This window comes from Streptomyces sp. NPDC058678 (assembly GCF_042714835.1).
GTDB lineage: Bacteria > Actinomycetota > Actinomycetes > Streptomycetales > Streptomycetaceae > Streptomyces.
Window position 1 is genome coordinate 108074 of record NZ_JBHXSG010000016.1, and the last position, 13264, is coordinate 121337.

Annotated in this window: 10 protein-coding genes; 5 read left to right on the forward strand and 5 right to left on the reverse strand. The window is 71.7% G+C overall.

The features are described 5' to 3' along the window. The first annotated feature begins 82 nt into the window (after positions 1–82). Both ACFWWR_RS17315 and ACFWWR_RS17320 read left to right on the forward strand, forming a co-directional pair. The gene (locus tag ACFWWR_RS17315) at positions 83–1102 is read left to right on the forward strand and encodes a permease (RefSeq protein WP_383871704.1); all 1020 of its coding nucleotides are present in this window, start codon (positions 83–85) and stop codon (positions 1100–1102) included. Then, positions 1099–1923: a TIGR03943 family putative permease subunit gene (locus tag ACFWWR_RS17320; protein ID WP_384304004.1), complete on the forward strand. Its 825-nt coding sequence runs from the start codon at positions 1099–1101 to the stop codon at positions 1921–1923. The genes ACFWWR_RS17315 and ACFWWR_RS17320 overlap by 4 nt, the downstream gene beginning before the upstream one ends. 46 nt (positions 1924–1969) lie before the next feature. Here ACFWWR_RS17320 and ACFWWR_RS17325 read toward each other — a convergent pair whose 3' ends face one another. Further along, positions 1970–3340, reverse strand: coding sequence for a serine/threonine-protein kinase (locus ACFWWR_RS17325; RefSeq protein WP_384304007.1), 1371 nt, complete (start codon positions 3338–3340; stop codon positions 1970–1972). 239 nt (positions 3341–3579) lie between these two features. Here ACFWWR_RS17325 and ACFWWR_RS17330 point away from each other — a divergent pair, with 239 nt between their 5' ends. After that, complete coding sequence (locus ACFWWR_RS17330) at positions 3580–4830, forward strand: amidohydrolase family protein (RefSeq protein ID WP_384304100.1); 1251 nt, start codon at positions 3580–3582, stop codon at positions 4828–4830. A 170-nt stretch (positions 4831–5000) separates the two neighbouring features. Here the strand turns inward: ACFWWR_RS17330 and ACFWWR_RS17335 are convergent, their stop codons facing one another. Together ACFWWR_RS17335 and ACFWWR_RS17340 are read right to left on the reverse strand one after the other, a co-directional pair. Then, positions 5001–8963 (reverse strand): AAA family ATPase, encoded by a 3963-nt coding sequence (locus ACFWWR_RS17335; RefSeq protein WP_384304010.1) that lies wholly within the window; start codon positions 8961–8963, stop codon positions 5001–5003. A gap of 570 nt (positions 8964–9533) precedes the next feature. Beyond that, on the reverse strand, positions 9534–10328 hold the full coding sequence (locus ACFWWR_RS17340; protein ID WP_384304013.1) for an MBL fold metallo-hydrolase: 795 nt from the start codon (positions 10326–10328) through the stop codon (positions 9534–9536). Between the two features lie 91 nt (positions 10329–10419). On the opposite strand from ACFWWR_RS17340, the gene ACFWWR_RS17345 reads away from it, so the two are divergent. Continuing rightward, positions 10420–11082 (forward strand): CGNR zinc finger domain-containing protein, encoded by a 663-nt coding sequence (locus ACFWWR_RS17345; protein ID WP_384304016.1) that lies wholly within the window; start codon positions 10420–10422, stop codon positions 11080–11082. On the opposite strand, the gene ACFWWR_RS17350 is transcribed toward ACFWWR_RS17345, so the two are convergent. Both ACFWWR_RS17350 and ACFWWR_RS17355 read right to left on the reverse strand, forming a co-directional pair. After that, on the reverse strand, positions 11057–11401 hold the full coding sequence (locus ACFWWR_RS17350; RefSeq protein ID WP_383871725.1) for a hypothetical protein: 345 nt from the start codon (positions 11399–11401) through the stop codon (positions 11057–11059). The genes ACFWWR_RS17345 and ACFWWR_RS17350 overlap by 26 nt on opposite strands. Before the next feature lie 564 nt (positions 11402–11965). Continuing rightward, positions 11966–12772: a BTAD domain-containing putative transcriptional regulator gene (locus tag ACFWWR_RS17355; protein ID WP_384304018.1), complete on the reverse strand. Its 807-nt coding sequence runs from the start codon at positions 12770–12772 to the stop codon at positions 11966–11968. Between ACFWWR_RS17355 and ACFWWR_RS17360 the strand changes: the two genes are divergently transcribed. Beyond that, positions 12764–13249 carry a metallophosphoesterase gene (locus ACFWWR_RS17360; RefSeq protein WP_384304021.1) on the forward strand — a complete coding sequence of 162 codons (486 nt, stop codon included), beginning with the start codon at positions 12764–12766 and terminating at the stop codon, positions 13247–13249. The genes ACFWWR_RS17355 and ACFWWR_RS17360 overlap by 9 nt on opposite strands. Positions 13250–13264 lie beyond the last annotated feature (15 nt).

Sequence of the window (13264 nt, forward strand, 5' to 3'; positions counted from 1 at the left end):
CCCGCGCGGAGTTGAACAACAGAGGCAGAATCCCCGTACAGCAATAAAGGGATCGACCCCGAAGCCCGGAGGTACCTCGCCCGTGGCCATCACCAAAGCCGCTCCGCGGCAGACGGGCGACGCCCCGAGCCCTCCGCCGCGCGGGAGAGACGGGTGGCGGCTCAACTCCCAGCTCACCCTCACCCTGCTGCTCGTCCTCATGGTGCTCGCCCAGGGCCCCGTGCGCCGCGCGCTCTCCGTACCCGTCATGCAGAGCTGGATGACCGTCTTCGTCGCCGTGATGGTGCAGGCGCTGCCCTTCCTCGTGCTGGGTGTGCTGCTGTCGGCGGCGATCGCGGTGTTCGTGCCGGCGTCGTTCTTCGCGCGGGCGCTGCCGGGAAGACCCGCTCTGGCGGTTCCGGTGGCCGGAATGGCGGGGGCGGTGCTCCCGGGGTGTGAGTGTGCGTCCGTGCCTGTGGCGGGGGCGCTGGTACGGCGAGGGGTCACACCGGCCGCGGCGCTGGCGTTCCTGCTGTCCGCGCCGGCGATCAACCCGATCGTGCTGACGGCCACGGCTGTGGCCTTCCCCAACGACCCCGAGATGGTGCTCGCCCGCTTCGTCGCGAGCCTGCTGGTGGCGTGCGCGATGGGCTGGCTGTGGCTCAGGCTCGGCCGCGCCGACTGGCTGCGCCCGCCCGCCCGGGAGGCGTACGAGGGTCAGGGCAGGGGCGCCGCGTTCTGGGGCTCGGTCCGGCACGACGTGATGCACGCGGGCGGGTTCCTGGTGGTGGGCGCGATGGCCGCCGCGACGCTCAAGGCGGTGGTGCCGGAGCAGTGGCTGCGGCTCGCGGCCGAGCATCCGGTCGTCTCGGTGCTGGCGCTGGCGATTCTCGCCGTACTGCTGTCGATCTGCTCGGAGGCGGACGCGTTCGTGGCGGCCTCGCTGACGCAGTTCTCGCTGACCGCCCGGCTGGCGTTCCTGGTCGTCGGGCCGATGATCGACCTGAAGCTGTTCGCGATGCAGGCGGGGACGTTCGGGCGGGGCTTCGCCGTGCGGTTCGCGCCCGCGACCTTCGTCCTCGCCATCGCGGTGTCGGTGCTGACCGGGGCGGTGCTGCTGTGAACCGGCAGGCGCAGGCGGCCGTACTGTTCCTGCTCGGCGCGGCCCTGCTGCACGCGGGCGTCACCGACCTCTACCTGCGGTACGTCAAGGCCGGGCTGCGTCCGATGCTGCTGGCCTCCGGCGTCGTACTGGTCGCGGCGGCGGTGGCGACGGTCTGGTACGAGTGGCGATCCAAGAAGGACCAGCACGACCAGCACGACCAGCACGACCAGCAGGACAGGAAGGACCGGCAGGCGGAGCAGGTAGAGCGGGGAGAGCGGGGAGAGCGGGGAGAGCAGCTGGACACCGGCGGCCACGACGGGCACGCGGAACACCGCGAACCCCGCATCTCCTGGCTCCTGGTCCTTCCCCTCCTCGCCCTGATCCTCGTCGCCCCGCCCGCCCTCGGCTCGTACAGCGCCCTGCGCACCGGGACGGCCCTGCAACAGCCGTACGGCTATGCCGACTTGCCCGCCGACGGGCCGCTCCGTCTCAACCTCGTCGACTACGCGGGCCGCGCGGCCTACGGTCACGGGCGTTCGCTCGGCGACCGGCAGGTCAAGGTCACCGGGTTCGTCGCGCTGGACGGCACGGGGACCCCGTACCTGGTCCGGATGGCCCTCAACTGCTGTGCCGCCGACGCCCAGCCGGTCAAGGTCGGCCTGACCGGCCGGATCCCGCCGGTGCTGCAACCGGACACGTGGCTGGAGGTCACCGGCACCTACACGGCCAAGCGGACCAGGGATCCGGTCAACGGCAGGCCGATCCCGTTCATCGAGGTCAGCGGTGCCGTTCCGGTCAAGGCGCCCAAGGATCCGTACGACGAGTCCTGGAACAACTGACCTGTCGGCCGTGGCGGTTGTCGGTCCGGTACCGGCAGCCGGCCTCTCAGTCCTCCTCGTCCAGCTCGTCTTCTCCCTCGTCCCTGCCCTTGTCCTGACCGTCCTTGCCCTTCGTCGCGTCCTCCGGCGCGATGGGGGTGGGGGTGAGGACGGGGGTCGTCGGGGTGACGGTGGGGAGGGGCGAGGTGGGTGTGGGGGAGGGCTGGGGCGGGTCGGACAGGCCGGTTCCGGACTCCCCGGACGTGGCCGCCGCCGGGGCGGTGACGGAGCCGCCGGTGCCGCTCGAGCCGCTTGTGCCGTCGGTGCTGCTCGTGCCGCTCGTACTGCTCGTGCCGCTCGGCGTGCCGCTTCCGGGGCTCTCCGCCGAGCTGTTGCCCGGCGAGAACCAGAGCATGCCGGCGAGCATCGCGGCCAGGAAGACCAGGACTCCGGCGGCTGTCGCCACCATGATCGGCCGGTGTGCGACCAGGCCACGGCCGCCCGGTCGGGACGCACGCCCCGCCCCGCGGGACCGGGAGGACCGCACCGCGGCGGACGGCAGTGTGTACGTCGTCGCGACACGTGCGGGTGTGGGTGCGGGTTCCGGTTCCGGCAGCGGATCCGACCGTCCCTGCCACGCCCCGCCGCCGAACCACTCGGCGATCTGCGGAGCGGTGGGCCGGTCCTCGGGCTTCTTGGCGAGGAGCCCGAGGAGGAAGTTCTCGAAGGCGGGCGGCAGTTCGGGGCGGCTCTGTCGGGGCGGTACGGGGGACGCGTCGAGGTGCTGGTGCAGGATCGCCACCGCGGTGTCGGCCCGGAACGGCGGACGCCCGGTGAGGAGTTGGTAGAGCAGGCACCCGAGCGCGTACACGTCCGAGGCCGGACCGGCGGCCCGTCCCAGGGCGCGCTCGGGAGCGAGGTAGAGGCTGGTGCCGACGATCTGGCCGGTGGTGGTGAGCGCGCCGGACGGGTCGTCCACGAAGCGGGCGATGCCGAAGTCGCCGATCTTCAGGGTGCCGTCGGCGTCCAGGAGCAGGTTGGCGGGCTTGATGTCGCGGTGCACGATGCCCTGCTGATGGGCGGCGGCGAGCCCGGCGGCGGCCTGGGCGGCGATCCGGGCCACCTGCTCGACGGGGAGCGGGCCCGCGGTGCTGAGCCGGCGGTCGAGGCTGTCGCCCTCGACCAGCTCCATCACCAGAAAGAGCCGGCCGTCGTACTCGCCGAAGTCGTAGACCGCCACCACGTACGGGTGGTTGAGCCGTCCGGCGGTCTGGGCCTCCAGGCGGAAGCGCGAGGTCGCCGTCGGGTCGGAGTCGTGGGGAAGGAGGAGCTTGACGGCCACCGTCCTGCCGAGCGTCTCGTCGAACGCCCGCCAGACCTCCCCCATCGCGCCGCGTCCGATGGGGTCGTGCAGCCGGTACCGGCCCGCTATCAGCACCTGTGTTTCATCCTCATGCCGTAGAGACGTCTCGACCGCCGCAGGACTCAACGCCCCGCAGGGACGGGGGCGTTGGTGGGGGGTGCCGCAGCCGGCCCAGCTTACCGGCGGACGACGTCCCCGTTTCTCACCCATGGCCCGCCGGCACCCGCACGGACGCACGATCAAGGCGGTGTGTATTGCTGCCGCAGGAGCCTCCCCCTACGCTGAATCTGATGGATCGTCAGATATGCGCCGGGATGTCGGCAGGCAGCAGGGGGCAAGCAGTGGTCAGTGTCAGTGGCGACAACGGCAGTGCCAGGGAACTGCCCAAGGTCATCAGCGTGGACGATCACGTGATCGAGCCCGCACATCTGTTCGAGACGTGGCTTCCGGCGAAGTACCGGGACCGGGGACCGAAGCCGCTCACCGCCGGCATCGGCGATCTTCAGTACGTCGGCGGGAAGTACCGGTTCACCACGGACCCGGACGGTCAGATCACGGACTGGTGGGAGTACGAGGGCGCACTCTTCCCGTACAAGCGCATCATCGCGGCCGTCGGCTTCTCGCGGGACGAGATGACGCTCGACGGGATCACGCGGGAGCAGATGCGGCGGGGCTGCTGGGACCCGAAGGCCCGGCTGGAGGACATGGAGATGAACCATGTCGAGGCCTCGCTGTGCTTCCCGACGTTCCCGAGGTTCTGCGGGCAGACCTTCGCGGAGGCCAAGGACAAGGAGGTCGGGCTCGCGTGCGTGCGGGCGTACAACGACTGGATGGTGGAGGAGTGGTGCGGCGACAGCGGCGGCCGGCTCATCCCGCTGTGCCTCATCCCGCTGTGGGACATCGACCTGGCCGTCGCGGAGATCAGGCGCAACGCCGAACGGGGCGTACGGGCCGTGACGTTCAGCGAGATCCCGACGTACCTGGGGCTGCCGTCGATCCACTCCGGCTACTGGGACCCCTTCTTCGCGGCCTGCGAGGAGACCGGGACCGTGGTGAACATGCACATCGGGTCCTCCTCGCAGATGCCGGCGGCGTCCCCCGACGCGCCCCCCGCCGTCCAGGCCGCGCTGAGCTTCAACAACGCCATGGCGTCGATGATGGACTTCCTCTTCTCCGGCGTCCTGGTGAAGTTCCCGCGACTGAAACTGGCCTACAGCGAGGGCCAGATGGGCTGGATCCCGTACGCCCTGGAGCGCGCCGACGACGTCTGGGAGGAGCACCGGGCGTGGGGCGGCGTCAAGGACCTGGTCCCGGAGCCGCCGTCGACGTACTACTACCGGCAGATCTTCTGCTGCTTCTTCCGGGACAGGCACGGCATCGAGGCGATCGAAACCGTCGGTGTGGACAACGCGACCTTCGAGACGGACTACCCGCACGTGGACTCGACCTGGCCGCACACCAAGCAGGTCGCCGAGGAGCACGTGGCCGGCCTCTCGTACGAGGTCACGTACAAGCTGCTGCGGGGCAACGCCATCCGGATGCTGGAGCTGCCCTTCGACCGGTGAGTCCGGCACGTCCGGAATGGGGACACGTAAAGGCCCGACCGCTGGCGACGGGGGATGCACCAGCGATCGGGCTATGGCCAACAGTAACAAGGCTGCTTGTCCCGCGGGAGACGACCGCTGAACCATGGCAAGGAGTTGTGAGCGGGATCACGCGTCCGAGCGGCGTCCGGTCACCGGCCGCACGGAGGCTCGTACGACAGACGCGGCAGGTACTCGTGCCACTTCTCCGGCGTCAGAACGCCCCGGGTGGTCGAGCAGATGTGGCTGACCGCGTCGCCGACGTCGAGGTTCCACAGCCGGACGGTGTCGGTGCCGCTGGACACCCCGAGCATGTGGCTCTTGGGGCTGAAGGACAGGAAGTTGCCGGTCTTGGCATGGGGACTCATCGACTGGCCGATGGGAGAGGCGTGGGAGGGGTCGTCGACGTTCCAGAGCCGGACCGCGTTGTCGTTGCCGCCGCTCGCCAGGGTGTCGCCGTCCTGGTTGAAGGTCAGGGACACGACCGCTTCGGTGTGGCCGGTCAGCGGCGAGCCCTGGGGCGCCGCTTCCAAGGGGTCGGTGACGTTCCAGAGCCGGACCGAGTCGTCGTCGCTGCCGCTGGCCAGCGTCCGGCCGTCCGGACTGAAGGCGAGCACGTTGACGGGCCCGTGGTGGCCGGTGAGCGGTGTGCCGACGGCCTTCGCTCGGCGGGGGTCGGTCACGTTCCACAGCCGGACGGTGCCGTCCGCGCTGCCGCTGGTGAGGGTGTGGCCGTCCGGGCTGAAGACGAGGGACAGGACGTAGCCCTTGTGACCGGTGAGCGGCTTGCCGAGCGGAACGACACGGGACGGGTCGCTGACGTTCCACAGCTGGACGGTGCGGTCGTCGTAGGGGGTGGCCAGGGTGCGCCCGTCCGGGCTGTACGCCAGCGCGTCCGGGCCCATGAACCGGGTCCGCAGGGTGACCGACGACCCGTAGGGCACGGGCCGGGCCGGGTCGGTGACGTTCCACAGGTGCACCGCCCGGTTCCCGGTGAGCACCGCGAGGCTGCGGCCGTCGGGGGAGAACGCCAGCGAGCGCTGGCCACCGTCCCCGGGCATGAACGGTTCGCTCAGCGACACCGGCCGGCCGGGGGTCTCCACGTTCCACAGCCGGACCCTGCCGTCGCGCCCGGCCGTGGCCAGCACCTGGCCGTCCGGGCGGAACGCCCCGCTGCGGCCGACCATGTCCGACGTCGGTATCGACCACAGCCTGACCTTGCTGTCGCCGCTCCCGGTGGCGAGGGTGCGCCCGTCGGGGCTGAAGCCCAGGGCGTACATCTCGCCACTGCTCCCGGCGAGCGGCTCGCCGACCTGCGAGGGGTACGCCGGATCGCTGACGTTCCACAGGATCGCCGTGCTGTCCGCGCTGGCGGCGGCGAGCATGGAGCCGTCGGGGCTGAAGGCCACCGACCAGACGGCACCGGTGTGGCCGGTGAGCGGAGAGCCCAGCGCCTGTGCCTGCCGTGGGTCGGCCACGTCCCACAGCCGTACGGTGTTGTCCGCGCTGCCGCTGGCCAGCGTGCGGCCGTCGGGTCTGAAGGCCACGTAGTGCACCAGGTCGGTGTGCCCGGTGAGCGGCGGGCCGAGCGCGCGTGCGTGCCGTGGGTCGGCCACGTCCCACAGCCGGACCGTGTCGTCGTCGCCCCCGGTCGCCAGCGTCCGCCCGTCCGGGCCGAACGCCACCGAGCGTACGGCGGCCGAGTGGCCGGCCAGCACGTCGAGCGCCTTCGGCCGGCTCGGGTCGGCCACGTCCCACAGCCGTACGGTGCGGTCCTCGCCGACCGAGGCCAGCGTCCGCCCGTCCGGGCTGAAGGCGACCAGGTAGATCGTGCCGTCATGGCCGGTCGACGGCTTGCCCAGAGGCTTCGGGTGGCGTGGGTCCCGGACGTCCCACAGGCGGATCGTGCCGTCGTCCGCGGCGCTGGCGAGGGTGTGCCCGTCCGGGCTGAAGACCGCGCTGCTCACCCAGCTCGTGTGCCCGGTCAGGGGCTTGCCCAGGGGCTTCGGACGCGTCGGGTCCGTCACGTTCCACAGGCGTACGGTCCGGTCGTAGCTGGCGGTGGCCAGGGTGCGCCCGTCCGGGCTGAACGAGGTGAGATAGACGGCGCCGGTGTGGCCGAGCAGCGGGGTGGCCAGTGGCGCGTTCACGATCGAGATCAGCCGGTTGTTCGTCCCCTCGTCGCCCGGCCGCAGGTCGTGGGCCACCAGGTCGAGCTGGGCGGACAGCGACGGGTCCGTGTACTGGACGCGGTCCGCCTCGGCGAGCACCTGCTCGAACACCGCGTCGTTGCGCTGCTGCCACGCGATCACCGCCGCGCCGACCGCCACCATGGCCAGCACCACCAGCGCCGACACCGCGCCGCGGCTGATCCAGACCGTGCGCTTGCGCAGCCTGACCGAGGCCGCCAGGAAGTCCACCGCGCTCCGGGTCAGGAAGGTGTCGCCGGCGGACTTCGCCCAACTGCGGGCCTGCTCCAGTCGTGAACCCCGGTAGAGCAGGGACGTGTCGCGATGCGAGCCCTCCCAGGCCCGGCCGTCCTCCTCGAGGCGCTGGCGCAGCAGATGATCGCCCCGGCCCTCGTCGATCCAGTCGCGCAGCCGGGGCCAGGCGGTCAGCAGCGCCTCGTGGGTGATCTCCACGGTCTCCGCGTCGAGCGTCACCAACCGGGCGCGCACCAGAGCCTCGAGCGACTCCTCCGTCTTGCCGGGGTCCCTCGACTCCTCCGCCAACTGCCGTCGCGTCCCGCGCCGACGGGTCGCCTGGGTGTCCTCGCCCAGCCGGACCAGCCGCAACAGAAGCAGTCGCGCGGCCGTACGGGCCGCCGGGTCGAGCCCGGACCAGGCCCGCTCGGCGGTCGCCGCCACCGCACCCTGGATGCCGCCCGCCGCGCGGTATCCGGCCAGCGTCAGCCGTCCCGACTTCCGGCGCTGCCAGGTGGCGAGCAGGGCGTGCGACAGCAGCGGCAGCACTCCCGCGTCGTGCGCCCCGCGCGGCCCGTCGGCGCTCACCTCCCGCACGATCAGCTCCGCCAGGCCCGGCTCCATCTCCAGCCCGACGGCCTTGGCGGGCCCCGTCACCGCCTCCCGCAGCTCCGCGGTGGTCAGCGGCCCGAGCACCATGTGCCGGTGCTGCAACGCGTCGGCCAGTTCGGGATACCCGAGGCACTGCTCGTAGAAGTCGGCCCGGATCCCGAGGACCACGAACACGGGGGCCCGCCCGCCCGGGCCGCCGGGCGTGCACGCGGCGTGCAGAAACTGGATGAACGTACGCCGGTCCGCCTCGTCGGAGCAGAGAGTGAACGTTTCCTCGAACTGGTCGATGATGACGACCGGAGGGGCGGTGTTCCCACGCCGCGTCGACCAGGCGGTCACGGCGTCCCGTACGGCGTCGGGCTTCTCCGCGGCGGCCGTGACCTCCGCGAGCCGGGGTATCCGTCCGGTCAGCTCCGCGAGCGGATCGGCGCCCGGCACCAGCTGGAGCACCTCACGCGCCGGGGCGTCGCTCTCGTCGCCCAGCGCGCCGGCCTCCAGCGCCGGCACCAGGCCGGCGTTGAGCAGGGAGGACTTTCCGGCCCCCGAGGCACCGACGAGCATCACCAGACCGCCCGTCCTCTCCGCCGCACGCAGCTGGGCGACCAGGGCCTCGGTGCTCCGCTCCCGGCCGAAGAACCACCGGGCGTCCTCCTGCCGGTAGGAGGCGAGCCCGCGGTAGGGGCAGACGCCGACCCGCTGCTCGTCATCCCCCTCCGGAGCGGCGGCGGGACGCTCACCGGCCGGATCGGCCACCGCCCGCTCCCACAACCGCTGCCACTGGGCCAGGTCGTACAGCCCGGGCGCCACCGGCGCGGGCCGCTCGCGGCGGGCCTGCGGAATCAGGACCAGCAGTACGGCGGAGAGGGCGGCGAACTGGGCGGGCACGTTCTTGGCCCGCCGCCAGTCGCTGATCCGCTGGGCGGACACCCGTACGGCCCGCCCGCGCTCGTCGACCCGCTGAAGCCGTACGACCGCTTCGGAGACGCTCTTGAGGGGAGGGTTGCCGGCCTCTCGGTACAGCAGCGCGAGGCGTTCCGCGAAGGCCGTGCGTGCCCCTGAGTCGGAACTCAAGGCGTCCACCCCTTACTTCCTTCGCGTCAGGACATCCGTATCACCGGCCCGCTCGACCACCGGACCGTCCCGTTCCAGCCGTCCGCTCGGCCCAGCCGTCCGCTCGGACCACCGGGCCGCCCTCTACATACCGGCCGTCCGGGCCGCTGGACCGTCCGGACCGGAAAACTCACTTTATATGCCTGACCTGCGGTTAAGGATCCGGACCGGTACCGGAACCTCCCCAGCGGGGCCCCCTGCTGGCAGGATCACGACGCAACAGCGCGGCAAGCGGATGTCTTCCAGACAGGCCACCAGCTCAGCGCTCGGAGAGACCCACCATGGCGCCGTACGTTCTCGGTCAACTTGCGCCGGAATCACGACACGGCGCGTCGGTCTCCTCCCATGAGCTCCAGAGCCCCGTGGAGCCGGTCCCACCCGGACCGCGCGCACACCGACCACGGGCCCGGCCTTTCCACGATCCACGCCGACACGGCGGGGGCCGACGCCGCCCGCACGGTTCGGCACCGGTCCCCACGAGGGGAGGGACCGGTGCCGGACGACGCGTGATGCCTGTTTTTGTGGACCCCGTATCTCGACTCAGTCCAGCTGGAGACGGTCGGCCAGCCCGGCGGTCGTGAACGCCTTCACGACGTCGTCGCGGCTCTCGGTGAAGTGGGCCCAGCTGTCGCAGTGCACGGGAACCACCCGGCGCGCGTCGAGAATCCTCGCCGCCTCGGCCGCCTGGGCGCTGTCGAGGACGAGCGGTTCGCCGTCGAAGAGCACCGGGAAGCGCGGGGCTCCGGCGAACAGGACGGCGGTGTCGACCGGGCCGAAGCGCTCGGCGATCCGCCGGACCGCGTCGAGCGAGGCGTTGTCGCCGCTGACGTAGACGGTGGGCAGGTCCGCACCGGTCAGGACGAAGCCGACCACCTGTCCGGTGATCGGCACGACCTCCTCGTGCGTCCCCGGCCCGTGGATCGCGGGCACCCCGGTCACGGTGACCGTGCCGCCGCCCGGGCGGTCCAGCTCGACCGACTCCCAGTCCGCGAGACCCTTGGCGTTGCCGCCCAGGCGCTGTCCGCCGGCGGGTGTGGTGAGGGTGAGCGGGACGTCGGCGAGCAGGGCCCGGCCGGAGCCGTCGAGGTTGTCGGCGTGCTCGTCGTGCGAGAGCAGGACCACGTCGACCCGGCCGAGATCGCCGGGGGCGACGGCCGCGGGCGCGGTCTTGGTCAGGAGCGGACGGCCGGGCGCCGGGTAGTCGCCGGGCGCGTCGAAGGTGGGGTCGGTCAGGAAGCGCAGGCCGCCGTACTCGAGAAGGGCGGTGGGACCGCCGAGGACGCGGACGGGGATCTGCTGGTCGGTCTGCTTGTCGTGCGTGCGGGCAGCGGTCATGAAGGAAACACACCTCACGGATGGAATGGGTCTATCCGTGAGAGACGGTAGCCCTGTCTCACGGATAGCCGCAAGCCGTACCATGAGATCCATGAAGGAGACCGTGACCGCCGAGCCCGTACCACCGCCCGCGCCGGGCGCGGAGCAGTACCTCGCCCTCGACTTCGCCAACACCGCCATCGCGCTGCCCGGCGGCCAGTTCCTCGACCTCCTCGGCACCCCCGCCGCCGCCCAACAGTGGCTGGTCGAACGCGGCCTCGCCCCGGCGGACGCCGGACTGCGGGAGATGTGCGCGGCACAACTGCGCTCACTGCGCGAGAACATCCGGGCCCTGCTCGCGTCCCGGGTCGCCGGGCTCCCCGCCCTGCCCGCGGCCCTCGCCGCCGTCAACGACGCGCTGACCCGGGTGCCCACGGCCGCCCTGCTGCACTGGGACGAGAAGAACGGCCCCTACCGCGCCGCCCCGCATCCCACCACGCAGATCGTCGACCACGCCCTGGCGACCCTCGCCGCCAACACGGCCGACCTGCTCACCGGACCCGACGCCGAGCGCCTCACCGCCTGCGGCTCCCCACCCTGCAGCCGCTACCTGCTCAAACACGGACGCCGCCACTGGTGCTCGACCCGCTGCGGCGACCGAGCCCGCGCGGCCCGCGCCTACGCCCGCCGCACCGGCCGCGAAACGGAGTCCCCCAGAGACACGGAGTCCCCCAGAGACATGGAGTCCCCTAGAGACGCAGCAGCCGCTGGGTGATCTCCCGGTACTGCCTCAGCGCGAGGCGGAGTTCGGTGGAGTCCGTCTCCGGGTCCCGGCCCTCCCAGCCCTCGCGAAGGAGGCGCCGCTGTTCGGCGAGAGCGCTGACGATCTGGGCGGTGGCTTCGTCGAAGGCGCCCTCGGCCTCCTCCAGGGCATCCCGCGGTGCGTCGGCGAAGGCGTTGACGGCATGTCCGAGGCGCACACCGATCTTGTCCCGCTCGTCCGACGGGACCAGCGGTTCCGGGCCCTGGGTGCGGCGTTCGGAGCGGCCCGAGGTGCGGTCCGCGGGCTGCTGGGCGCGTGTCTGGTCGTACATATCGGTGCCGCTTCCTGTTCGTCGTGCCGGATGTTCCGGAGCGGCATGGCTCTGAGCCGTGTCGCCAGTCAACGTCCGACATCTGCCCGTGTCAACGCACACGGAACTGCGGTGGACAAGACGAGGACTCCCCGTAGGCAAGTGCTCGAACCGGTCACGGACCGTCTTCCCGTTTCCGAGCGAGTCCACCCGACCCGCTCCTCCACAGCACGTCACCCGTCCTCACAGAAACAGCCCGTGACCCCGGCCGCGCCATCCGCAAGCAGGCCGAGGAGTCCCGCATGTCACCCGGTTCCCCCACGTCCACGTCCGGTTCCCCCACGTCCACGTCCGGTTCCCCCACGTCCACGTCCGGTTCCCCCACGTCCACGACGGCGGCGATTCCGTCTCCGGCGGACCCTATCCCGCCGTCCCGCCCTACGACGGGACCTCTCAGGCGCAGGTGACGGGCGCACGCATGCGACCGGAACGCGGTGAAGGCATCGTGGACGGAGACGGAGACGGAGACGGAGACGGAGGGGTTCCGGCGCTCCGCCGGCACGCCCTTGGCGGGACCGTGGTGGGTCAGGTGAGCTGACCGGAGCGCAGTGTGGTCCGGATCGTGCCGGCGCGGGGCAGGGTTGTCTGCTGGAGGGCCGGCAGGACCATCAGCCCCGGCTCCTGCAGGAGGAGTTGGGCGTGGAGTGCGCGCAGGCTCGGGCCCGGTTCGGCGCCCATCTCCGCGATGCTGCGGGCGCGGTGGTCGGAGTACAGCTTCAGGGCCTCGTTGCCTCGGTCCGAGCGGTAGAGGGCCAGCATCAGCAGCCAGACGAAGCGTTCGCGCAGCGGGTACTTGTCCACCGCGTAGTGCAGGTACGGGACGGCGTTGCGGTGTCTGCCCAGCTCCAGTTCGAGCTCCGCGCGTACTTCCATGTCGGAGAGGAAGCGCTCCTGGCGGTACAGCCGTTCGCGCTGGAGCATCGGGCCCTCCAGGCCCTCGGCGAGCGGGCCGGTGGACATGACGCGGGCTCGCTCCAGCAGTTCCGCCGCCTTGAGGATCTCGCCCTCGCGGGCGGCGCTGATCCCGGCCGACGCCAGCCCTTCGTACACGTAGGGATCGACGTACGCGTTCCCGGTGTCCAGGCGGTAGCCGCCCGCCGACCACTCCAGGGCTATGCCCTCCCCGGGGGAGGCTTCCGCCGCGAACAGGCCACGGAGGCTGGAGACGGACTTCTGGATCAGGTTCTTGGCGTAGGCCGGATAGTCCTCACCCCAGAGCGCCTCGATCAGCTGATCGATCCCTGTTTCGAGACCCCGCCTCAGCAACAGCATGGCCAGCAGGGCGCGTTGCTTGGGCGGGCCCAGCTCCAGATGGTTCTCGGCGTGTGTCACCTGAAGGGTGCCGAAGAGGCGGAAACGCCACGGCGACTCGTCTCCGGGTTCGAAGCCGACCTCACGCAACAGCACGCCAGACATGCGTCGAAGAAGATCCGGTGTCCGCCGCCGGGCAGCGGCACGACCACCAGGACACCCTCGGGAGAGGAGACCGGCCGCGGTCCCGACCTGGAGGGCGCCCTGCGCGGACGTGACACCTCGCGCCCCGTCGTGCTCCTCGCCCACCAGCCGGTGTTCGCCGAGGAGGCCGCCCGCCACGGTGTCGACCTCCAGTTGTCCGGGCACACCCACCGCGGTCAGATGTTCCCGCTCACCGCCGTGACGGCGATGTCCAGTCCGGTCACCGCCGGGCTCGGCAGCGTGGACGACACCACCCTCTACGTCACGAGCGGCGCCGGCTTCTTCGGCCCACCGGTCCGGGTCGGCGCCCCCGCGGACATCTCCCTGCTCGAACTCCGCCCGCAGAACGGGTGACCAGGGCTGCCTGCC